A 22,351-nucleotide genomic window follows, 5' to 3' on the forward strand; every position below is an offset into this window, starting at 1 on the left:
TAGTACCAAGCTGAAAGTCAATTCCGGTCGAACATCTCCCCCTCGGTCACTTCTCCAAGAGAAGCCTGCACCGACAAAGCGGGAGCGACCTCTAGATGGTTTCCAGGTAAATCTTGCGCCAACACAGCCTTTGAATCGAATGCAAAGGGTGTTGCGAAGAACACTTACTCTGACCGAACCAACCTGCAAATTGATCAGGATCTTCACCCCGGGCCCAGAACCTTTGCCCTTGATGTGCTGCCTGCCCTCCTAAGTACCTACCTGCCAGCCCAAGCGCGCCAACTTATCAGCGCTTCAAACTGGCTGCTTTGTTCCAGTCGGGTTCTTCGTTCGACCAATGGTGGTCGTCGTTACTGGAACGTTTTAACGTTGCACGGTTCTTATCCGTGTCATTTGTAGGAACACCTAATAACTATGTCTACTCAAATCCACACTCAGGATGCCATTCGCACCCTAACCAACGCTTTTGCTCCAATGAACTGCCTGATCATGGCCGCTCGCAAAGGCTGCTTTAGCTTCACTATCGTCAACGAACACGGGATCGCCCGCCACAGCGAGCGTTTGTACCCCGATCAATACTCCAGCGCTGAACCGCTGCAGGCCGTGATCGATCGCACCCGTCAGGCACTGGTTGCCTGAAAGCCGAAAAGGCTGCAAAACCCAAAGCCCCGCCAATCAAGCGGGGCTTTTTATTGCCCGATGTTTCACTTTTAACCGTTCGCGCTTAAGCACCTTCCGATATAACGGTTTTCCCTCCTGGCCGGAAATATTTTAAAAACAGGCCTTTACATCACCAAGATGACACTACACTTCAACTCAAGCGGCTTGACCCGCTTGCGGCGAACCTGACTCGATCCACTGCTGCCAAGGCCCCTTCAGGTTTCGCCACCATTACAAGAAATCGAGGGCTTTATGGGTATCGCTGCCAGCGAACTGTGCCGCTACGTGATCCGCCCCACACTGATTTATCTGGGACGCCACTGCGCAACTGCCGAATCCCTGTTGCTGGGCGTCGCCGCCAGCCAGTCAGCCCTCGGTTCCGCCCTGCATGACCGCCGTGGCCACGGCCTCTACCGGATTGCCGAACAACGCCATCAGGCACTCTGGGATCATTACCTGGCGCTTGATCCTGAGCGTGCCAGCCTGGTTCGCGGTCTCGCCAGCCAGCATGCATTTCTCAGCGGACCGCACCTGGAATTGACCGTCAATCTGCGTTACGCCACCGCTATTGCCTGGCTGCTGATTGAAGAACAGAACACTCCCCTCCCCGACGCCGATGATCTGCTGGGCATGGCCAGAATCTGGCGCCAGACTTTTCAGCCCCAGGGTCGCCTGCGCGATTTCACTTATGCATGGCAAACCTGTGTTTCACCGCTGAATCAGGTCGCATGTTGACCTGGCAGTTTTGCAAAGATCGTCCAACAGGTCAGGAACATTGTCGAATTGTCCTACAAAACCGCTCTAACTCAAGCTATACGGACTATAGCGCTGGGACGAAAATCTTGGTAATTTTCGCCCCGGTGATCACCAGGAGTTCTAATAATGAAAAAAGTAATGCTCAAATCCACCATTAGCCTCGCCGTTGCCATGGCATCCACCCAGATTTTCGCAGCTGGCTTTGCCATCAACGAACACAGCATTAGCGGGATGGGGACTGGTTACGCAGGGCGCTCTTCTTCTGCCGACGACGCAAGCACTGTTTATGGCAACCCTGCCGGCATGTCGCGCATCACGCGCGAACAAGTCACCGGTGGTGTTGCGTTTCTCGACGCGAAAACCGATATCAGCGACGCCAGCTCCAGCCCTAACGGCGGCAGCAACAAAGGCGACATGGTGCCCTTCACCTCCATACCTATGGGCTTCTACGTCAAACCGATCGACGAGCACTGGGCATTCGGCCTGGGCGTGTATGTACCGTTCGGCCTGATTACCGACTACGAAAGCGGCTTTGCCGGCCGTTACTTCGGCAGCAAGTCCGAAGTACAAGTCATCACCTTCCAGCCAACCGTCAGCTACAAGTTCAACGACGTCGTGTCGATTGGTTTCGGTCCGACCATCAACCGTATCGACGGCACGCTGGAATCGAACCTGTCGATCACCCAGGCTCTGCCGGACGGCAAGGTCAAGATCAAGGGTGACGACACTGCACTGGGCTATAACGTCGGTGTACTGGTACAAGCGACCGACACCACTCGCCTGGGTCTGACTTACCACTCGAAAGTCGACTACAAGCTGGAAGGCAACACCAAGGTCAATTACGGCGCACTCGCCGCAGTCGGTCTGGGCGCCAACCAGAAGTACGACGCTTCGCTGAAGATCACCACGCCTGAATCCGTGGACTTCTCGGTGACTCAAGTGCTCAACGACAAGTGGACCGCCTATGCCGGTACCACCTGGACCCGTTGGAGCCAACTGGAAAAAATCACCGTCAACAACTCCGGCGTACAGCCTCTGTTGGCCGGTCAGTTTGGCCAGATTACCGAAGAACAGAACTGGCATGACACCTGGGCTTACGCCATCGGTACTTCCTACCAGTTGAACAAGGAATGGGTACTGCGCACCGGTCTGAGCTTCGACCAGTCGCCGACCAACAACGTCGACCGTTCGCCACGCATCCCTACTGGCGACCGTACGATTTTCAGCGTCGGTGCCGGCTGGAGCCCAACCGAAGACCTGACCATCGACGTCGCGTACTCGTACTTGAAGGAAGAGGCAGTCAACATCCGCAACGAAAACGATCGCGGCCAGACCTACAACTCCAAGTATGAAAACTCGGCAAACGGTTTCGGTGTAGGTGCAACCTACCGCTTCTGATGTTGAGTGGCGAGGCTAACCCCTCGCCCACCAAAAAGCCCCGCCTCTGCGAAGAGAGCGGGGCTTTTTTGTAGCTGACAGTTACTGGGCCAAGGGTTTCGAGGCGATGGCCTTCTCGATGGCCGCCAGAAACTCTGGATCATCAGGTTTCGTCAGACTGGAGAAGTTGGCGACGACATTGCCCTGACGGTCGATCACGTACTTGTAGAAATTCCACTTCGGCGCACTGCTCTGCTTCGCCAGTACCTGAAACAAGTGGGTGGCGTCAGAACCACGGACTTTTTGCGGCTCGGTCATGGTGAAGGTCACGCCGTAGTTTGCGTAGCAGACCTTGGCGGTCTCGGCGCTGTCCTTGGACTCTTGCTTGAAGTCATTCGAGGGCACTCCGAGCATTTCCAGCCCTTGTGCCTTGTAGTGCTGGTTGAGGGCTTCAAGGCCTTCGAATTGCGGAGCAAAACCACAAAAGCTCGCGGTATTGACCACCACCAGCGGTTTGCCGGCATAACGCTGGCAAAGATCGACGGACTCCTTGGCGCGCAATTTCGGCAGCGAGCCTTGCAGCACTTCCGGACAGTCTGCGGCCTGGGCCAGTCCGGTCAACGCCATCAGCAACGCGGGAACAGCACACCAGCGCATCAGCATGTCGGGGCATCCTTGAGAAATCATCAGACCCCGACGTTACTCGCCATCAAAGCCTACAAGCAAGCGCCCACACCCAACTGCATCAACGCCAGGCCGCCCTGATGCCAGCCCCACCACACCAGCGCCAGCAAAGCGGCGCCAAGTACGCTGAGGACGATTCGCGGCCAGATGCCGCTCATGCAGGGCTCACAGCCGCTTGCAGACGCGCCACCGGACGCTCGCGCACCGGCCAGTTCAGCGCCGCCGCCAGCAGACTCAAGAGAATCGCCACTTGCCAGATCAAGTCATAACTCCCGGTTCGGTCATACACCACCCCGCCCAGCCAGCCGCCGAGGAACGATCCGAGCTGATGGAACAGGAACACGATGCCACCGAGCATGGACAGATTTCGCACGCCAAACAAGGTCGCCACGGTGCCGTTGGTCAACGGTACCGTCGACAGCCACAAGAAGCCCATCGCCATACCAAACACATAGGCCGATGTCGTAGTGACCGGCAACCACAGGAACAGCCCGATCACCACCGCCCGCAACAGATACAGACCGGTCAACAGACGCGGCTTGGACATGCGTCCGCCGAGCCAGCCAGCGGTATAAGTGCCGTAGATATTGAACAAGCCGATCAGCGCCAGCACCGTGGTACCGACGCTGGCGGGTAGATGCTGATCGACCAGATAAGCCGGCAAGTGCACGCCGATAAATACCACTTGAAATCCGCAGACGAAAAAACCGAAGGCCAGCAGCCAGAAACCGGAATGCGAACAGGCTTCGCGCAGCGCTTCAGACAACGTCTGCTCATGACCGAGCACCGGCAGCGGTTTGTCCTTGAGCATACTCACCAGCGGCACGATCAGCGCCACCAACAGGCCCAGCACCAGCAACGCCGCCGACCAGCCGAGCCAGCCGATCAGACCCAGCGTGCCGGGCAACATCGCAAACTGACCGAAAGAACCGGCGGCACTGGCGATGCCCATGCCCATGCTGCGTTTCTCTGGCGGTACAGCGCGGCCAACCACGCCGAGGATCACCGAGAACGAGGTGCCGGACAGGCCGATACCAATCAGCAAACCGGCGCTCAAGGACAGCGTAACAGCCGAGTCCGACAGCCCCATGCACACCAGACCCACGGCGTACAGCACACCGCCGATCAGCACCACTTTTGCCGCGCCGAAACGGTCGGCCAATGCGCCGGTAAACGGCTGCGCCAGGCCCCAGATCAGGTTCTGCAAGGCAATCGCGAAGGCGAACACCTCACGACCCCAGCCAAACTGTGCGCTCATCGGCGACAGGAACAGGCCGAAGCCGTGCCGCACACCCAATGACAAGGCCAGAATCAGCGCACTTCCCAGCAACACCCAACCGCACGTACGCCACATCGATGTCATTGTTATTCTCCGCACACGGGTATATACCCGCTTAATGTCGGAAAAACCGGCCTCAGGCCAGTTCGTCCAAGAGTCTCAGCAAGGTTTCACGCTTCTCGGCACCCAGTCGGTCGATCAACCGCTGTTGTGCCGCTTCCCAGGCTGGCAGAGCCGCTGCCAGACGTTGCGCACCGGTCTCGGTGAGCCTGACGATGCGGTTGCGCATGTCTTCGCCCTCGGCCAGCGCCACCAGCCCTTCGCCTTCCAGCACCCGCAGATTGCGCCCCAGCGTGCTGCGATCGAGACCCATGGCTTCGGCCAGTTCGGAAATGCTCGGTTGATCCAGCCGCTGCAAATTGCACAGCAGAGAATACTGGGCAACGTTGATCCCGAAGCCGTCGAGAGCGCCGTCGTAATGCCTGCTGACGCCACGAGCGGCGCGACGCAGGTTGGTGCACAAACACTGAGAAGTAAGCATGATGCGTGTATATACCCGCGACTGTGTTAAATCAAGTTACACATGAGTTTATCAATAAGGTTTGTGGCACCTGACACACCGCCATCGCTGGCAAGCCAGCTCCCACAGTTTCTACAAGTGTTCACAAAATCTGCAAACGCCCTGAATACCTGTGGGGGCCGGCTTGCCAGCGAAGACGCCAGAACATTCAACGACGCTCTATCTGACCAACACCACCCCCACCAGCACCGCCATCTCCCACCGTTTTTGCAAGTGTTCACAAAATCTGCAAACGCCCCGAATACCTGTGGGAGCTGGCTTGCCAGCGAAGACGCCAGAACATTCAACGACGCTCTATCTGACCAACACCACCCCCACCAACACCGCCAGCTCCCACAGTTTCTGCAAGTGTTCACAAAATCTGCAAACGCCCTGAATACCTGTGGGGGCCGGCTTGCCAGCGAAGACGCCAGAACATTCAACGACGCTCTATCTGGCCAGCACCAACCCCACCAGTACCGCCACTTCCAGCAACTCCAGCAACGCCCCCGCCGTATCGCCCGTAGTCCCGCCGAGACGCCGCACCATCACCTGCCGCAACCAGACAAACACCCCGAACGCGACAACCAGCGCAACCATCGCCTGGAACCCTGCAATCAGCAGACAACCCAACGCGCTAAAAGCCAGCACCCGCCATCCAGCCTTGCGCGGCAGATGATCGGCCAATGCCTGACCCAATCCGCCAGGCCGCACGTACGGCGTCGTCAGAAACACTGCGAGCAACGCCGCACGCCCGATCAGCGGCACAATGATCAACGCCAGCCCTTGCTGCTGTTCGATTAACGCCACCAGCGCGGTGAACTTGAGCAACAACACCAACGCCAATGTCACCACGGCAATCGGCCCGCTGCGCGGATCTTTCATGATCGTCAGCGTACGCTCGCGATCACCAAAACCGCCGAGCCAGGCATCAGCGCTGTCGGCCAGACCATCAAGGTGCAGCGCGCCGCTGAGCAATACCCAAACCGTCAGCAACAACGCGGCATGCAACAGCAACGGTGCACCGGACAGCAGCAGATTCAACGCCCAGAGAATCACCCCGAACAGCAATCCCACCAGCGGATAAAACAGCAACGAGCGCCCAAGTTGCTCCGGCGCCGGCATGCCCGGCAGACGAATCGGCAGACTGCTGAGAAATTGCAGGGCGATCCACAGCGGCAACATCTCAGCAACGCTCCTTGAGCAAGCCATCGGCTTCGACCGTCAGCCCGAACAGCGCACCATGGCCGACTTCGACGTTAAGCAGTTGCTCGCGTGGCAACCCTCGCGCCTGCGCCAACAATAGGCGCATGACCCCGCCATGACTGATCAACAACACTCGCTCACCGGCATACGCCTGATGCAATCGCGCAACAGCGGCGAGCACCCGCACGGAAAAGTCGCTGACTGGCTCGCCCTGCGGCGGCGTGAACCCATACGGGTCAGCCCAGAACAGCCCTAACGCTTCGGCGTCAGTTTCCATTAACGCCGCCGCGCTCTGCCCTTCCCAGGCACCGAAATGCAGCTCTTGCAGATCCTTGTCCAGATGCACCGACAGATTCAACTTGTCGCCCAGCTCGGCGGCAAACCGCGCGCAGCGCTGCAATGGCGAACTGATCAAGCGATCCCACGGCCCGCCCGCGATCACCGCGTCACGCATCTGCGCCCAGCCCTTTTCGGTGAGCGCATCATCGAGACTGCCGCGCAGGCCACCACCCAGTTCGGTCTCACCGTGACGCAGCAGATCCAGGCGCAAAGTCATGCCGGACGATCCGCCACTGCGGCTTCAGCAAACGTCGCCATCTGCCCGTGCAGATCGCACGCCAGACGCAACAACGGCACCGCCAGCGCCGCACCGCTGCCCTCGCCCAGACGCAGACCGAGTTCCAGCAACGGCTCGGCGCCGAGGGCTTCAAGCACATGCCGATGACCCGGCTCGGCACCACGATGGCCGAACAGCAGCCACTCGCGGCAGGCCGGATTCAAGCGCACGGAGACCAACGCCGCGACGGTGCAGATAAAACCATCCACCAGCACCGCGACGCCTTCCTGAGCACAAGCCAGATAGGCGCCAACCAGTGCCGCGATTTCGAAACCACCGAGGTTGAACAGGGTTTGCAGCGCATCACCGCGCTGCGCGGCATGCAACGCCAACGCACGTTCGATTACTTGCGCCTTGTGGCTGACGCCCTCGGCATTCAGTCCGGTGCCCGGGCCGGTCAGATGCAGCACCGGGCAATCGAGCAAGGCACAGGCCAGCGCACTGGCGGCGGTGGTATTGCCGATGCCCATTTCACCGCCGATGAACAACTGCGCACCGGCGGCTTTCGCCCGCAGCACGCTGTCGCGGCCGGCCTGCAAGGCGAGTTCGCCCTGCACTTGAGTCATCGCCGCGCCTTTGACGAAATTCGCCGTGCCCGGGCCGATGTTCAGATGGCGTACACCCGGCAGGTTCAGGGTCGACGTCACGGTGCCGAGATCGACCACTTCCAGCTCTGCGCCGAGCTGTCGCGCCAATACGCTGATCGCCGCACCGCCGCTGACGAAGTTGAGCAGCATCTGCCCGGTGACTTCCTGCGGAAATGCCGAAACCCCCTCAGCCACCACGCCATGGTCACCGGCAAAAATCGCGATCCACAGCTGACTTAGCTGCGGCTTGACCTGCCCCTGTAAACCGGCGAGTTGCACCGCCACCGCTTCCAGGCGACCGAGGGAGCCGGCCGGTTTGGTCAGTTGTTGTTGACGCGCCGCCGCTTGTGCAACGGCGTCGGCATCGACCGGTTTGCACGGGTTCAGCCACCAGGTTTGAGTCATAGCGCAGATCCTTTCAGAGTCAGGGGCAGGCCGGCGACGGTCAGGACGACTCGCTGACAGCGCTCAGCCAGAGCTTGATGCAGCCAACCGGCTTCATCGACGTAGCGGCGAGTCAATTCGCCCAGCGGCACGACACCCATTCCGGTCTCGTTGCTGACAAAAATGATTTCCCCCGGCAAAGACGCCAGGCAGTCGAGCAAGGCTTCGCGTTCAGCGGCGAGACGTTCGGCGTCATCGAGCATCAGCAGATTGGTCAGCCACAGGGTCAGGCAATCCACCAGCAGGCAGCGCTCGGCACTGGCGTTCTCACGCAGGACGCGGGCCAGCTCCAGTGGTTCTTCGATGAGTGCCCATTGGGCAGGACGACGGGCGCGGTGATGGGCGACGCGGTCGCTCATTTCACCGTCCAGCGGTTGGCTGGTAGCGATGTAGGTCACGGCCAGATGGCTGTCGCTGGCGAGTTTTTCTGCCAGCCGACTTTTGCCGGAGCGGGCGCCGCCGAGGATCAGTTGGAGCATGGATTCATCCAGGAAAATGTGTAGTGAGACAACCGGCCTCTTCGCGGGCAAGCCCGCTCCCACAGGGTTCAAAGGTGTTCACAAAATTGGCAACCGATATCGAAAACTGTGGGAGCTGGCTTGCCAGCGAAGAGGCCGGCACAGGCAACTCAAATCCCACAGAGCTGACGCAACAGATCAGTATCCAGATGCTTCTCCACCAGATCCGCCAGCCGCTCGATATCGCGCTCGCGCAACCCGTGGTAATCCACTTCCTGCACATCACTCAAACCCGCCCAGCGCAACAGCGCCGCACTGGCTGCTGGCGACTCGAACAGGCCATGCAGATAGGTGCCGAAAATCTGACCATCGAGACTTTGCGCACCGTCACAGCGCCCGTCATCCAGCCGCACTGCAGGATTTTCCAGCGCCGCGCCAATGGTCACGCCCGCATGGATTTCATAACCGCTGACCTCGGCCTCTTCCAGCGCCAGGCGCCCACGCACGTTGCGCAATTGCTTCTCGGCTTCGAGCCTGGTCTCAAACGCGAGCAAACCCAGTCCGGCACTGGAACCTGGCGCACCTTCGAGCCCCAGCGGATCGTGCACCTGCTCGCCGAGCATTTGCAGACCGCCGCAAATCCCCAGCACTTTGCCGCCGTAGCGCAAATGTCGGCTGATGGCGGTGTCCCAGCCATTAGCGCGCAGATACGCAAGGTCGCTGCGTACGCTTTTCGAACCCGGCAGGATGATCAGGTCCGCCGCAGGAATCGCCTGCCCCGGGCCGACGAATTGCAGATCGACCTGAGGATGCAGACGCAACGGATCGAAGTCGGTGTGATTGCTGATGCGCGGCAACACCGGCACCACCACTTTCAGCACTTGCTCGGCCTTGTCGGTCTGGCGCTGGTCGATGCCGTCCTCGGCTTCCAGATGCAGATCCATCACATAGGGCAACACGCCAACCACCGGTTTGCCGGTGCGCTGTTCAAGCCAGTCGATGCCCGGTTGCAGCAAGGCGATGTCGCCACGAAAACGGTTGATGATGAAGCCCTTGACCCGCGCCTGCTCACTCGGCGAAAGCAGTTCCAGCGTACCGACCAAATGGGCGAAAACCCCTCCCCGGTTGATGTCGGCAATCAGCAACACCGGGCAATCCACCGCTTCGGCGAAACCCATGTTGGCGATGTCGCCTGCACGCAGATTGATCTCGGCCGGCGAGCCTGCGCCTTCGACCATCACCAGTGGATACGTGGCGCTGAGGCGCTGATGGGAGGCCAGCACCGCTTGCATCGCGATGGCTTTGTAATCGTGATAGGCGACGGCGTTCATGCTGGTCACCGCACGGCCGTGGATGATGACCTGCGCGCCGGTATCGCTATTGGGTTTGAGCAGCACCGGATTCATGTCGGTGTGCGGTTCAAGGTTCGCCGCTTGCGCCTGCACGGCCTGGGCGCGACCGATCTCGCCGCCATCGGCAGTCACCGCGCTGTTGAGCGCCATGTTCTGCGGCTTGAACGGCACCACCGCGACGCCCTGACGGGTCGCCCAGCGGCACAACGCAGTCACCAAAGTGCTTTTACCGGCATCGGAAGTGGTGCCCTGCACCATCAGCGTGGTCATTGGTATTCCTTGCAAAACGCTTCTAGCGCTTTTTCCAGACGGGACTCTTCGGCCGCATCGGCCGGCAGTCCGAAACGCACACTGCTGTTGTGCGTGAAGATGCGTACGAGGATGCCGCGCCGGGCCAGAAAGTCGTGCAGCGTTTGCGCGTGTTCAGTGATCAGCCACTGAAACAGCGCGCAACCGCCTTGCGGTTTAAAACCGTAGCGCTCCAGCAACAGCGCCAGGCGTTCGCTGGCCTCATCGCTACGAACGCGTTGCCGGGTGTGGCCTTCGGTGTCTTGCAGACAGGCTTGACCCAATACCCGCGTCGGCCCGCTGACCGCCCACGGACCGACCTGCTCGGCGAGCAGTTTGAGCAACTTGCGCTCGGCCAGCACGAAGCCCAGACGCACGCCGGCCAGGCCGAAGAACTTGCCGAACGAACGCAGAATGATCAGCCCGACCTGATTGGCATACGGCGCCAGACTCAGGTGCGGTGTGTTGTCCATGAACGCTTCGTCGACCACCAGCCAACCGCCGCGCTGGGCCAACCGCGTATGCCAGTCGAGCAGCTTCGCCGGGGTCAGACTCAGGCCGGTCGGGTTGTTCGGATTGACCACCACCAGCACGTCGAGGCTGTCGAGAAAGAACTCGACTTCCTGCTCCAGCACTTCGCGCACGATGTAACCGCTGCGGCGCCAGGCCTCCGCATGCTCGGCATAACACGGTGACAGCACACCAACCTTGCCGGCGCGACGCAAACGCGGCAGCAACTGAATGGCCATCTGCGAACCGGCCACCGGCAGCACCTGCGTTGCACCGTAGTAATCGCACGCGGCCTGTTCCAGACCGTCATCGGTTTCCGGCAGACGTGCCCAGGCGCGCAACGGAATCGGCGGCACGGGAAACGGCCACGGCGCCAGACCGCTGGACAGGTCGAGCCAATCGGCTTCGGCGATCCCGTAATCGAGTGCAGCCTTGCGCAACCGGCCACCGTGCTCAAGCATAGAATTCAGCCCCCACGCAGAGAATCAGCAGCCATAACCATACCCCGCGCTGGACCAATTGCCAGCCACGGTCGATGGAATCAGCATCGGCAGGTGCGCCTTCACCGAGTTGCGGACGCTCATGCAGTTCGCCGTGATAGATCGCCGGGCCACCCAACTCCACGCCCAGCGCGCCGGCGCCTGCCGCCATCACCGGACCGGCGTTGGGGCTGTCCCATTTCGGTGCCTGTGTACGCCAGCACTTCAGAGCGAGTCGGGTTTTGCCGAGCAGCGCGTAGGTCAACGCAACCAGACGCGCAGGAATGTAGTTGAGCACGTCATCGATTTTCGCCGCCGCCCAGCCGAAACGTTCGAAGCGTTCGTTGCGATAGCCCCACATGGCGTCGAGTGTATTGCTCAAGCGATAGAGGACTACGCCGGGCGCACCGGCCACGACAAACCAGAACAGCGCGGCAAACACTGCATCGCTACCGTTCTCCAGAACCGATTCGGTGGCGGCGCGGGCGACCGCAGTGCTGTCCAGTTCATCGGTCTGCCGGCTGACCAGATAACCGACGCGCTTGCGTGCTTCTTCGAGATCGTCGCTGCGCAGGGCCTTGGCCACCGGCTCGACATGTTCGCCGAGACTGCGCATGCCGAGGGCGCAATACAGCGCGAGAATCTCGACCACCCAGCCCACGTAAGGCGCCCACGAAAGCGCGGTGGCCAGCAGGGTCAGCGGCACAACCGCGATCACCCACGCGGTGACGCCATGACTGCGCCAGCCGCGACCACCACCATTGAAACGTTGCTCGATGCGTCCGGCAAAACGGCCGAACGCCACCAGCGGATGCCAGCGTTTCGGTTCACCCAGCAGCGCATCCAGCGCGACCGCGGCGACACTCAACAACGCCACACTCATTGACTCACTCCCCAATAATTTTCATACAGCAACTCATTGAGCGGACGCGCCTGCGCCCACCCTTCGAGTACCAGCATCGGCGCCGGATAGAATTCCTTGACCGGTCCCAGGCACAACACTGCCAACGGCTTGGCCCCGACCGGCAGTTTCAGCAGGTCAGCCAGCGCTTGCGGCTCGAACAGCGAGACCCAGCCCATGCCCAATCCTTCGGCACGCGAGGCCAGCCACAGGTTCTGAATCGCGCAGGAAAGCGAGGCCATGTCCATTTCCGGCAGCGTGCGGCGGCCAAAAATGTGTTTCTCACGATCATCCATCAGCGCTGCGACCAAGACTTCGGCGCAGTCGTTGATGCCTTCAACCTTTAGCTTCATGAACTCATCGCTGCGCTCGCCGAGGGCTTCGGCGGTGCGGATGCGTTCTTCTTCCACCAGATTCTGGATCTGCCCGCGCAGCGCACGGTCGTTGATACGGATGAAGCGCCATGGCTGCATCAGGCCGACGCTTGGCGCCTGATGGGCGGCTTCCAGCAGGCGGCGCAGCAGCTCGGGCTCGACGGTGCCGCCGGTGAAGTGGCGCATGTCGCGGCGTTCGGCGATGGCGCGGTAGACCGCTGCGCGTTCGTCTTTGGAGAATGCGTTGTCTGTCATGGCCCCATCGCTGGCAAGCCAGCTCCCACAGGGGGTACGGTTTCTTCAGGCAATGCCGCAACCAGGCTGCCTTTTCCCACAAGGGATTGGATTTCTTCAGACACGACATCGCCCACTGTGGGAGCTAGCCTGCTAGCGATAGCAATTGTGGATCCAGGTGCAAACAGTGCCGCGACAGCCGCAGGATTCGACGGGAAATAGAAATGCACGTAAGAAGCCGTCATCCGCCCATCCCGATAAACCGCCTCCGCCCCACGCCCGCCATTCGGGCTCAGCCCCCGGGCAATCGGCGTCAGTTCGGTGGTGGTCAGCGAATGGTGATAGGTGTGACCGCGCAACGAGCCTTCCGGCAAATCCACCGCTTGCAGCGCCAGCGCCGCCAGACGTTTCTGCATCACCGCATCGCCGCTCAGCAAGCCGACCAGTTCGGCACGAGTGCCCTCAACATCAGTCAACGAATCGAGCAGATAAAGCATGCCGCCGCACTCGGCTAGCAACGGTTTGCCAGCGGCGTGATGCGCACGAATTGCGTCGAGCATCGCAGTGTTCTGCGCTAGCGCAACATGATGCAATTCCGGGTAACCACCCGGCAGATACAGACTGTCGGCATCAGGCAATTGCGTATCGCGGATCGGCGAGAAGAAGCTCAATTCAGCGCCCATCGCCCGCAGCAGATCGAGACTGGCGCCGTAGGTGAAGGCAAACGCTTCATCACGGGCAACGGCGATGCGCACGCCAGCCAGCAATGGCTCGGCGACGAGTACGTCCGGCGCGGCGAATTCCACCGCTGGTGGCAGCGCTACCTCGCAACTGCTCGCCAAGGCTTCGGCAGCGGCATCGAGGCGCACGTCGAGGTCGTTAAGCTCACTGGCCTGTACCAGACCGAGATGGCGGCTCGGCAGTTCGATTCCGGTTTCCCGCGACAGTGCGCCGTACCAGCGCAAACCTTCGGTGAGGCTGCCTTCGAGGAGTTGCGCATGGCGCAAGGTGCCGACACGATTGGCCAACACTCCGGCGAACGGCAAGTCCGGCTGATAACGCGCCAGCCCCAATGCCAATGCACCAAAAGTCTGCGCCATGGCAGTGCCGTCAATCACGCCGAGCACCGGCACACCAAAATGCCGCGCCAGATCGGCGCTCGACGGCGTACCGTCGAACAAACCCATCACGCCTTCGATCAGGATCAGGTCTGCTTCGCCTGCGGCTTCCCACAACAGGCGACGGCTTTCCTGCTCGCCAACCATCCACATATCCAACTGATAGACCGGCGCACCGCTGGCGCGCTCGAGAATCATCGGATCGAGAAAATCCGGCCCGCATTTGAAGACGCGAACCTTGCGCCCCTGATTGCGGTGCAATCGGGCCAATGCTGCGGTGACGGTGGTCTTGCCCTGACCGGAGGCCGGCGCGGCAATCAGTACCGCCGGGCAGTGACGTGATTGATTCAAAGTTCGACGCCTTTCTGCGCTTTGATGCCAGCCTGGAAGGCGTGTTTGATCATGCCCATCTCAGTGACCGTGTCGCCCATCTCGATCATTTCCGGTTTGGCCGCACGCCCGGTGACGATCACATGCTGCATCGGCGGACGTGCCTGCAAATCGCTGAGCACCTGATCGAGATCGAGGTAACCGTGCTTCAGCGCAATGTTCAGCTCATCCAGCACCACCAGACCGATGGATGGATCACGCAACAGTTCGCGGGACACTTCCCACGCGGCTTCGGCGGCGGCGATATCACGCTGGCGATCCTGGGTTTCCCAGGTGAAGCCCTCGCCCATCACATGAAAACGCACCTGCTCGGGAAAGCGGCGGAAGAACAGTTCTTCGCCAGTGCTGTTGCGGCCCTTGATGAACTGCACCACACCGCACTGCATGCCGTGGCCCATGGCGCGGGCGAGCATGCCGAACGCCGAGCTGCTTTTGCCTTTGCCATTGCCGGTCAACACCAGCACCAGGCCACACTCGTCAGGCGAATTGGCGATGCGTTCGTCGATCACGGCTTTTTTGCGCTGCATACGCGCCAGATGGCGTTCGTCACGCTCGGGGGAATCAGTCATGGGGGAGCTCTCCGTTGAGGCTGGATAACGGCGGGCAGGCACAAGAATAGACGGCAAAAAGCCTGGCATCGCCCACCGTGATGCCGCTGGATGGATCAGGCCGGTCTCCGGGCTCATGAGCGGCGATTCGCCAGTCTGCACGCCTTCCCGGGTCTTTCGACACAGTGGCTCGATGCGCAGTTTTCACTCATTTACCGTTGCGGGGGCAGCGCCGGGATCGTGATTGTTCTTCGTCTGAAGACAACCCTCACCGGCTTCCCTGTTTCACTCTGTCGACGTGGGTCACAGAGCACCTGAAACAAGCCGCGAAGGTTAGAGGGTTGGGGGTGGAGCGTCAATTAAAGAGGCGGCCATCGGGCGAATAACTGCCGCCGATCAATTATCTGACGCCAATCTTGTGCCACACTGTTACAAGTGATATCAAAGAGCCATGCTTTATCTGAAAAGCACATCACAACAATAAGGATGATTACGATGCAAGGCATGATCATCAGCAATCCGCGCCTGGAATTCCTGCGCCCGGTGCTTGAACGCTGGTTTGACTGTATTGACCGTTACAACGCCGTGCGCGGCGACAGCGACACGCCTTACTGGCACGACGAAAAAGCCAACCTCGGCTTGCTCTCGGCAGCGGCATGGATGGCCGAACTGGTGACGCTGGAACAGACTGCCACCCGCAAACAGAATGAAGACGGCGAGCGCAATGTGCGCGCCGATTTGTTTCTCGCCGGCAGCGAGGATCGTGCATTCATTCAGGCCACGCAGCGCTGGCCACGGGTCAACAATCTGAACCTGACCCAAGCGTTGCTGGACATCACCAGCGATGCCAAACGCATCAGCTTCGCCAGTGATCTGAAGCTCGGCTGCCTGTTCGTCGCGCCGCAAAAGGCTCAACACAGCGCCAGCCCGGAAGAGCTGCAAGACATGGTCGACGACCTGCAAAAGGAACACACCTGCGCCGTCGCCTGGTACTTCCCCTACGCCTACCGCAAATTGCGCAGCGAAGCGGGCAACTATCACCCGGGCATCGCCGTACTGTTCAAAGAGGCGCGCGGTTGAGCAGTTGAACCATCGGGCTTGCGTGGTCCTCTATGATTAGGAATGCATTCATAGGGAAGATCAGCAATGCGCAACCCCCAGCTCGTTTTCGTCATCGCCCTCGCCGGAGGGCTCGCCGCCTGTGGTGAATCCTCCAGCCTGCAAGTCTCCGACGGCACCGGCCCGTCCCCCAAACTGCCCGAACCGAACAAAACCCTGATCCCGACGGTAAACATCGCTCCAGCGATCGGCTGGCCCGAGGGCGGCAAACCGACCGCAGCGGCAGGCACTCAAGTCGCTGCATTCGCAGAAGGCCTCGATCATCCGCGCTGGCTTTATGTGCTGCCCAACGGTGACGTACTGGTAGCGGAAACCAATGCTCCGCCGAAACCCGACGACAGCAGCGGCATTCGTGGCTGGGTGATGAAGAAAGTCATGGGCAAGGCAGGGGCCGGCGTGCCGAGCGCCAATCGCATCACCTTGCTGCGCGATGCCGATCACGACGGCGTGGCCGAGACCCGCACCGTGTTTCTGCAAAACCTCAATTCACCGTTCGGCATGACTCTGGTCGGTAATGACCTGTACGTCGCCGACACCGACCGTTTGCTGCGCTTTCGCTACGAGCCGGGCGCGACCGAGATCAAGACGCAACCGATCAAGGTTACCGACCTGCCGGGCGGCACCATTAATCACCACTGGACGAAAAACGTCATCGCCAGCAAGGACGGCAGCAAGCTGTACGTCACGGTCGGCTCGAACAGTAACGTTGGCGAAAATGGTCTGGAAGCAGAACAAGGTCGCGCCGCCATTTGGGAAGTGGACCGGGCAACCGGCAATCACCGGATCTTCGCCTCGGGCATCCGCAACCCCAATGGCCTGGCCTGGGAACCTACCAGCGGCGCACTGTGGACGGCGGTCAACGAGCGCGATGAAATCGGCAGCGACCTGGTGCCGGATTACATCACCTCGGTTAAGGATGGCGCGTTCTACGGCTGGCCCTTCAGCTATTACGGCCAGCATGTCGATGTGCGGGTGAATCCGCAAAATCTGGATCTGGTGGCCAAAGCCATCGCGCCGGACTACGCGGTCGGCCCGCATACAGCGTCGCTGGGCCTTACGTTCGCCGAAGGTAATTCGCTGCCGGCGCAGTTCAAGGAAGGCGCATTCATTGGCCAGCACGGCTCTTGGAACCGTAAACCGCACAGTGGCTATAAAGTGATTTTCGTGCCGTTTGCAGCGGGCAAACCGAATGGGCAACCGGTGGATGTGTTGACCGGATTCCTCGACAAGGATGAGAACGCGCTGGGTCGCCCGGTAGGCGTGGTGATCGACCAGCAAGGGGATTTACTGGTGGCGGATGACGTTGGGAACAAGGTGTGGCGGGTGTCGTCCGCTCAATAATCCAGCGCCCGACATAAAACAATGTGGGAGCTAGCCTGCTAGCGATAGCGGTCAATCAATCAACACTAATGTTGAATGTGACACCGTGATCGCGAGCAGGCTCACTCCTACATGGGACTGTGAGCAAGTTGATTTACGGGTTATGCGCCAGATGCTCCGGCTGCAACACCCGCTTCGCACTCAGATAAGCCTTCTGCCAATACGCCTTCGACAGACTGTCCAGCTTCACCGTGCCGCCAGTGGCCGGCGCATGCACGAAGCGCCCTTCCCCGACGTAGATCCCCGCATGACTGACCTGAGAGCCGCCATTGGTGGCGAAGAAGATCAGGTCGCCGGTCTGCAAGCCTTCCTTGCCGACATTCGGTGCCTGCATGACGATCAGCTCGCGTGTGGAGCGCGGCAGGTTGATGCCGGCAGCATCACGGTAAACAAAACCGATCAGGCCACTGCAATCAAAACCCGAATCCGGTGTGTTGCCGCCCCAGCGATAAGGCGTGCCCACCAGACCGAGTGCGCGGAACAGCACATCTTCAGCGGCAGGAGAAAAAGCCTGGGAGGAACCGAACACCACGGGAGCGCGAACCACAGGCGCTGGCGCCGGCGTGCGACTGGCGCAGGCGCTGAGCAGCGCTGCGAAGAACATCAATGTGAGGCGGGCCGACATCGTCATTAGCAGAACATCCTGATCTGGCTGCGGCTTTTTCTGCCGGAAGGACAGAAAACAAAACCGCCTGCGTGGGTACGCAGGCGGTTTGCCATCAATATAGATTCAAGATTCTAGCGGCTACGCGGCAAACTTCAAGTAAGACTTTAACTTCACCCTGTAAAGTCTGTGTCTACTCCGTTGCCGGAAGCCGTTTTGTCGCCACGAACGCAGCGACAACGGGGGGAATTACTTGCGAGCGGTGACTACAGTCGGCGCGTTGGCGAGTGCGCGCTTGGCTTCGATGAAGCTCTTGCTCCAGTAGCTGTCACCCAGGTTGTCGATGCGAACACCGCCGCTGCGACGACTGCTGGAGTGAATGAACTGGTTGTCACCCAGGTAGATCCCGGCGTGACTTACTCGACCGCGACGACCATTGGTGGCGAAGAACAGCAGATCGCCCGGCTCAAGGTTGCTGCGCGCCACCAGCGGCGCATCAACGTTGATCATTTCGCGGGTGGAGCGCGGCAGATTCATGCCGGCCTCTTCACGAAACAGGTAGCCGATGAAACCGCTGCAATCGAAACCGGCTTCAGAGGTACCGCCGAAACGGTAACGGGTACCGATCAGGGACATGCCGCGTTCGAGGATGCTGTCGGCCAGAACTGGAAGCTGGTAAGGCTTGCTGCCGTTGAAATCGGCCAGTTCTTTTTCGGTTGCCAGCTCTTCCTGGTAAATAACGGAAGACTGGGCAGTAGCAGAATTTTTAGCCTGTTGTTGCTGCTCTTGGACTGGAGAGTGAGCAGCGCAACCGTACAACAGGGTGACAAGTGCGAGAGGCACGAGGGGTGCGAAGCGCTTTAGCATGGGCACGACCGTGGCTGATAGTTGTAAAGAAGCCGAGACTATGCCCGCTATCAACCTCATTTGCAAATTCAATCGATCTTTTTGTGACTTCCCGGTTTCTCGTTTACATCTAAGCGCTTAAGCCCATTTGAATCGATTCGCAGCCTGCACAGCGTGCAGGAAAGCGGATTTTCTGGCGCCTGAAATATGCCGAAACGCGCTACAAGCCGCAGTTTCAGAGGGTTTACTACCAGCCGAGAGTTTCTTTGAGGAAGGGAATTGTCAGCTTGCGCTGAGCCTGCAAGGAGGCCTGATCGAGCTGTTCGAGCAGATCGAACAGTGCACTCATGCTGCGGGTGCCGCGAGTCAAAATAAAATGCCCGACTTCATCGGTCAGGTGCAGACCACGACGCGATGCGCGCAATTGCAAGGCACGCAATTTGTCTTCGTCGGAAAGAGGGCGCATCTGGAAAATCAGCGCCAGGGTCAGGCGCGATTTCAAGTCAGCCAGTTTTACCGGCAGCTCGCGTGGCGAGGTGGAGGCTGCGATCAGCAGACGCCGACCGCTGTCACGCAACCGATTGAACAGATGAAACAGCGCCTCTTCCCAATCAGCCTTGCCCGCTACGGCGTGCAAGTCATCGAGACAGACCAGTTCGTACTGCTCAAGGTTGTCGAGGATTTCGATACCGCGATCCATCAATTCGGCCAGCGGCAGATACACCGCCGCTTCCCCCATCTGTTCGAAGCGCAGGCAGGCTGCCTGCAACAGATGCGTACGCCCTACGCCGTTCTTGCCCCACAGATAGATCAGACTTTCGGTCCACCCGGCGTCGGCTTCGCATAGGCGCTCGACATAGCCGAGTGCAGCGGCATTGGCGCCTGGGTAGTAGTTGATAAAGGTGGCGTCGTCACGCAGACGCACACCTAGGGGCAGCTGAATCGGTTTCATGCTGACTGAACAGTTCTCAAGGAACCGTTAGTGGCCTCTGTGTAAAGTTTGCGAAGTTTATACCCGTGAAGCGAAGCGCACAATGCAACAGACCCCAAGCAAAATCAAAGGTTTGCGTTAACGCACTGGTTTTATGACAGTTTCTCTGACGCTGCTGCAACCGTTACGCCCGCAAAACACGGGCCAACCCGGTGAACCACCGGGCTGCCCGCCTGAGCGATTAAAGCTCGGGCTCGTCCGTCCCGCTATAAATGTCGGAATCCTTGTACAGATCGTGCACATGGCGCACCAGCACCATGATCACCGCCGCCACTGGCAATGCCAGCAATACCCCGGTGAAACCGAACAATTCGCCGCCAGCCAGAATCGCGAAGATTACCGCGACCGGGTGCAGGCCGATCCGGTCGCCGACCAGCAATGGCGTCAGCACCATGCCCTCCAGTGCCTGACCGATCATGAACACCGCGACTATCCCGATCATCGGGTACAGATCACCGCCAAACTGGAACAGACCGGCAATCAGCGCCGCGCCGATACCAATCACAAAGCCCATGTACGGCACGATGGCCGCCAGACCAGCGATCAGGCCGATCAACAGCCCCAGTTCCAGGCCGACAATCATCAGGCCCGCCGCGTAAATCACCCCCAGCGCCAACATCACCAGCAATTGCCCGCGCACGAACGCGCCAAGCACTTCGTGACATTCGCCCGCCAGCGAGACGATGGTTTCCTCCCGATCACGCGGCAGCAGGCTGCGGATCTTCGCCATCATCACGTCCCAATCACGCAGCAAGTAGAAGCTCACGACCGGGATCAACACGAGATTGGCCAGCCAGCCGATCAACGCCAGACTCGAAGCCGTGGCCTGACTCAGCACCACACTGACAATGTCAGTGGTCTGGCCCATGTGCTCGCTGATCGCCGCTTTGACTTTATCGAACTTCCAGAAGCCGTCCGACAGCCCCAGCTTCGATTGCCCCCACGGCAACGCCGTGTGTTGCAGCCAGTCGAGCATTTGCGGCGCCAACTCGTACAAACGCAGTAACTGCTTGGCGAGCATCGGTACCAGCACCAGCAACAGCGCGGTGACGATCAGCGTAAACAAGGCAAACACCGCGATCACGCCCCACGTTCGCGACAGACCGAGGCGTTCCAGACGATCCACCAGCGGATCGAACAGATACGCCAGCAGCAGCGCCACCAGGAACGGCGTGAGGATCGGATGCAGCAACCAGACAAACGCGCAAAGCAGGACTACCCCGCCGAGCCAGAACCAACGCCGCGAATCGGCCATGTACCACTCCTGCTGCTTCTATATAAGGAAAGACTTACCAGCGAAACCGTAACGACGGCGCCACTGGTGTTGGTGCCGGCGCTACAACCGGCGCCGCACCGTCGACCGGGGCTGGCGGCGGCGCAACGGGTGCCGGCGCATCGGCCGGCATTTCCTGCAACCGAGCCAGCGACAACTGCGCACGCAACTGATCGGTGCTGCCATTGACTCGATACACGATGCGATCACCATCGACACTTTGCACACGCATGCCAAACGGCTCGAGCAAACGCAGCAGCGCGGCGTAATGCTCCAGATTCATACCCTGCACTTCCAGGGTCTGCTGGCCCGATACGCCGGGTTTGGCGACGAAGCGCGGCGCGAGACGTTCGGCAACCGCCAACATAACTGCATCGGCTACAGCGGCCTGATCGGCGCCCTGTACGCTGCCCGCCTCTTTCTGATCGCCCAGCCACAAATGCCACTTGGCCGTCCACTGCCCGCCGTCTTCATGCGCATGCACCGCCAGCATCGCGTCGGCGTTGTAGCGCTCGGAGACGCCGTGCAATGGCGCCGGATCAGTGCCTTCCAGCGCCGGCGCGGTGGCGACCAGTTGCTCACTCAGATCCGCCAGCGGCAAACGCAACGGCAGACCACGATGTTGCGCCGCAGCCCGCAGCGGCGCGGCAGCCGCCTGACCGTCGCCAACCAGACTCGAACCTTCTGTCGAATCGTTCAGCCACCAACTCAGAATCGACGGCCGACTGGCGCCCCACAAGGATAGTCCGGCACGACGCAATGCCTGTTCGGTGGTGGCCGGATCGAAATCGACTTTAAGCACTTCCGGCGGTCCGGCATCAAAACCGAACTGACTGATGATTTGCTGCGGGTCTTTGCGTATCGCCGCCAGACCCGGGTTCTGCGGCGCTTTCGGATCGCCGGTCAGACGCAGCACCAGCGTGTCCAGCGCCGCCTGAGTGGCGCGATCACGCTCTTCCGGCGCCTGGCCATTAACTGGCTGACGCACTTGATAGAGACCTTTAAGGGTTTCGGCATGACTCGCCAGACTGACCAGGGACAAGCAACCCACAAACAACAATTTACAAAAACGCATGGAAAATTCCCGTCGACAGGAGCGGCTGGAACAGGCCGCGTGAACCGGTTGAGCAAGGCTGTGACCATCGGCCGTTGCAAAACATTCACACGACAGCGGTAAGTTTTTGCACAGTGATAACGATAGACGGTTAATCGCCACACCTTATACAGGCACTCAGAACGCTCAATTGCAAAAAATTTCAGGTGATATGCCCCTGCCCGTCGGCGTGAGGATGGCCGCTGCCCCTCAAGCCTGATAAAA

The 22,351-nt window shown here is 60.0% G+C and carries 24 protein-coding genes and 1 riboswitch; of the genes, 5 read left to right on the plus strand and 19 right to left on the minus strand.

From position 1 onward, the window contains the following. Positions 1-414: 414 nt before the first annotated feature. From ACTWLJ_RS27340 to ACTWLJ_RS27350, 3 genes are all read left to right on the plus strand, one after another. Positions 415-639, plus strand: coding sequence for a hypothetical protein (locus tag ACTWLJ_RS27340; RefSeq protein ID WP_445179217.1), 225 nt, complete (start codon positions 415-417; stop codon positions 637-639). 273 nt (positions 640-912) lie between these two features. Continuing rightward, on the plus strand, positions 913-1,395 hold the full coding sequence (locus ACTWLJ_RS27345; protein ID WP_401217530.1) for a hypothetical protein: 483 nt from the start codon (positions 913-915) through the stop codon (positions 1,393-1,395). Between the two features lie 147 nt (positions 1,396-1,542). Further along, a complete protein-coding gene (locus ACTWLJ_RS27350; RefSeq protein ID WP_445179218.1) occupies positions 1,543-2,814 on the plus strand; it encodes an OmpP1/FadL family transporter in 1,272 nt (423 codons plus the stop codon). An 81-nt stretch (positions 2,815-2,895) separates the two neighbouring features. Here the strand turns inward: ACTWLJ_RS27350 and ACTWLJ_RS27355 are convergent, their stop codons facing one another. The 14 genes from ACTWLJ_RS27355 to cobO form a co-directional block, all read right to left on the minus strand. Continuing rightward, positions 2,896-3,456 carry a glutathione peroxidase gene (locus ACTWLJ_RS27355; RefSeq protein WP_445179219.1) on the minus strand — a complete coding sequence of 187 codons (561 nt, stop codon included), beginning with the start codon at positions 3,454-3,456 and terminating at the stop codon, positions 2,896-2,898. Positions 3,457-3,509: 53 nt separating this feature from the next. After that, complete coding sequence (locus tag ACTWLJ_RS27360) at positions 3,510-3,635, minus strand: hypothetical protein (protein WP_445179220.1); 126 nt, start codon at positions 3,633-3,635, stop codon at positions 3,510-3,512. After that, entirely contained in the window at positions 3,632-4,840 is a 1,209-nt protein-coding gene (locus ACTWLJ_RS27365; protein WP_445179221.1) for an MFS transporter, read from the minus strand. Before ACTWLJ_RS27365 ends, ACTWLJ_RS27360 begins: the two co-directional genes overlap by 4 nt. Positions 4,841-4,892: 52 nt before the next feature. Next, positions 4,893-5,297: a MarR family winged helix-turn-helix transcriptional regulator gene (locus ACTWLJ_RS27370; protein WP_401217545.1), complete on the minus strand. Its 405-nt coding sequence runs from the start codon at positions 5,295-5,297 to the stop codon at positions 4,893-4,895. A gap of 468 nt (positions 5,298-5,765) precedes the next feature. Next, positions 5,766-6,500: an adenosylcobinamide-GDP ribazoletransferase gene (locus ACTWLJ_RS27375; protein WP_445179222.1), complete on the minus strand. Its 735-nt coding sequence runs from the start codon at positions 6,498-6,500 to the stop codon at positions 5,766-5,768. Between the two features lies 1 nt (position 6,501). Beyond that, positions 6,502-7,077 (minus strand): alpha-ribazole phosphatase family protein, encoded by a 576-nt coding sequence (cobC, locus tag ACTWLJ_RS27380; RefSeq protein WP_445179223.1) that lies wholly within the window; start codon positions 7,075-7,077, stop codon positions 6,502-6,504. Next, complete coding sequence (cobT, locus tag ACTWLJ_RS27385) at positions 7,074-8,129, minus strand: nicotinate-nucleotide--dimethylbenzimidazole phosphoribosyltransferase (protein ID WP_445179224.1); 1,056 nt, start codon at positions 8,127-8,129, stop codon at positions 7,074-7,076. The genes cobC and cobT overlap by 4 nt, the downstream gene beginning before the upstream one ends. Continuing rightward, a complete protein-coding gene (gene cobU, locus ACTWLJ_RS27390) occupies positions 8,126-8,647 on the minus strand; it encodes a bifunctional adenosylcobinamide kinase/adenosylcobinamide-phosphate guanylyltransferase (RefSeq protein ID WP_445179225.1) in 522 nt (173 codons plus the stop codon). Before cobU ends, cobT begins: the two co-directional genes overlap by 4 nt. Before the next feature lie 149 nt (positions 8,648-8,796). Next, positions 8,797-10,248: a cobyric acid synthase gene (locus ACTWLJ_RS27395; RefSeq protein WP_445179226.1), complete on the minus strand. Its 1,452-nt coding sequence runs from the start codon at positions 10,246-10,248 to the stop codon at positions 8,797-8,799. Continuing rightward, the gene (gene cobD, locus ACTWLJ_RS27400) at positions 10,245-11,237 is read right to left on the minus strand and encodes a threonine-phosphate decarboxylase CobD (RefSeq protein ID WP_445179227.1); all 993 of its coding nucleotides are present in this window, start codon (positions 11,235-11,237) and stop codon (positions 10,245-10,247) included. The genes ACTWLJ_RS27395 and cobD overlap by 4 nt, the downstream gene beginning before the upstream one ends. Beyond that, positions 11,230-12,138, minus strand: coding sequence for an adenosylcobinamide-phosphate synthase CbiB (gene cbiB, locus ACTWLJ_RS27405; protein WP_445179228.1), 909 nt, complete (start codon positions 12,136-12,138; stop codon positions 11,230-11,232). The genes cobD and cbiB overlap by 8 nt, the downstream gene beginning before the upstream one ends. Continuing rightward, complete coding sequence (gene bluB / locus ACTWLJ_RS27410; RefSeq protein WP_445179229.1) at positions 12,135-12,785, minus strand: 5,6-dimethylbenzimidazole synthase; 651 nt, start codon at positions 12,783-12,785, stop codon at positions 12,135-12,137. The genes cbiB and bluB overlap by 4 nt, the downstream gene beginning before the upstream one ends. Next, complete coding sequence (locus tag ACTWLJ_RS27415) at positions 12,782-14,233, minus strand: cobyrinate a,c-diamide synthase (RefSeq protein WP_445179230.1); 1,452 nt, start codon at positions 14,231-14,233, stop codon at positions 12,782-12,784. Before ACTWLJ_RS27415 ends, bluB begins: the two co-directional genes overlap by 4 nt. Next, positions 14,230-14,841 carry a cob(I)yrinic acid a,c-diamide adenosyltransferase gene (gene cobO, locus ACTWLJ_RS27420; RefSeq protein ID WP_007950401.1) on the minus strand — a complete coding sequence of 204 codons (612 nt, stop codon included), beginning with the start codon at positions 14,839-14,841 and terminating at the stop codon, positions 14,230-14,232. Before cobO ends, ACTWLJ_RS27415 begins: the two co-directional genes overlap by 4 nt. Before the next feature lie 81 nt (positions 14,842-14,922). After that, a riboswitch (cobalamin riboswitch) is annotated at positions 14,923-15,153 on the minus strand. Positions 15,154-15,315: 162 nt separating this feature from the next. Here cobO and ACTWLJ_RS27425 point away from each other — a divergent pair. Then, a complete protein-coding gene (locus ACTWLJ_RS27425; RefSeq protein WP_401217573.1) occupies positions 15,316-15,900 on the plus strand; it encodes a hypothetical protein in 585 nt (194 codons plus the stop codon). Between the two features lie 66 nt (positions 15,901-15,966). Beyond that, positions 15,967-17,280, plus strand: coding sequence for a PQQ-dependent sugar dehydrogenase (locus ACTWLJ_RS27430; RefSeq protein WP_445179231.1), 1,314 nt, complete (start codon positions 15,967-15,969; stop codon positions 17,278-17,280). 133 nt (positions 17,281-17,413) lie between these two features. Here ACTWLJ_RS27430 and ACTWLJ_RS27435 read toward each other — a convergent pair whose 3' ends face one another. From ACTWLJ_RS27435 to ACTWLJ_RS27455, 5 genes are all read right to left on the minus strand, one after another. Continuing rightward, a complete protein-coding gene (locus ACTWLJ_RS27435) occupies positions 17,414-17,950 on the minus strand; it encodes a C40 family peptidase (protein ID WP_445179232.1) in 537 nt (178 codons plus the stop codon). Positions 17,951-18,172: 222 nt separating this feature from the next. After that, positions 18,173-18,790, minus strand: coding sequence for a C40 family peptidase (locus ACTWLJ_RS27440; protein ID WP_401217580.1), 618 nt, complete (start codon positions 18,788-18,790; stop codon positions 18,173-18,175). A 226-nt stretch (positions 18,791-19,016) separates the two neighbouring features. Next, positions 19,017-19,721 carry a DnaA regulatory inactivator Hda gene (hda, locus tag ACTWLJ_RS27445; RefSeq protein ID WP_401217583.1) on the minus strand — a complete coding sequence of 235 codons (705 nt, stop codon included), beginning with the start codon at positions 19,719-19,721 and terminating at the stop codon, positions 19,017-19,019. 220 nt (positions 19,722-19,941) lie between these two features. Then, positions 19,942-21,015, minus strand: a complete 1,074-nt coding sequence (locus ACTWLJ_RS27450; protein WP_401217586.1) for an AI-2E family transporter — start codon at positions 21,013-21,015, stop codon at positions 19,942-19,944. A gap of 34 nt (positions 21,016-21,049) precedes the next feature. Next, complete coding sequence (locus ACTWLJ_RS27455) at positions 21,050-22,108, minus strand: DUF2066 domain-containing protein (protein WP_445179233.1); 1,059 nt, start codon at positions 22,106-22,108, stop codon at positions 21,050-21,052. Between the last annotated feature and the right edge of the window lie 243 nt (positions 22,109-22,351).

It is taken from the genome of Pseudomonas sp. McL0111, assembly GCF_052567255.1.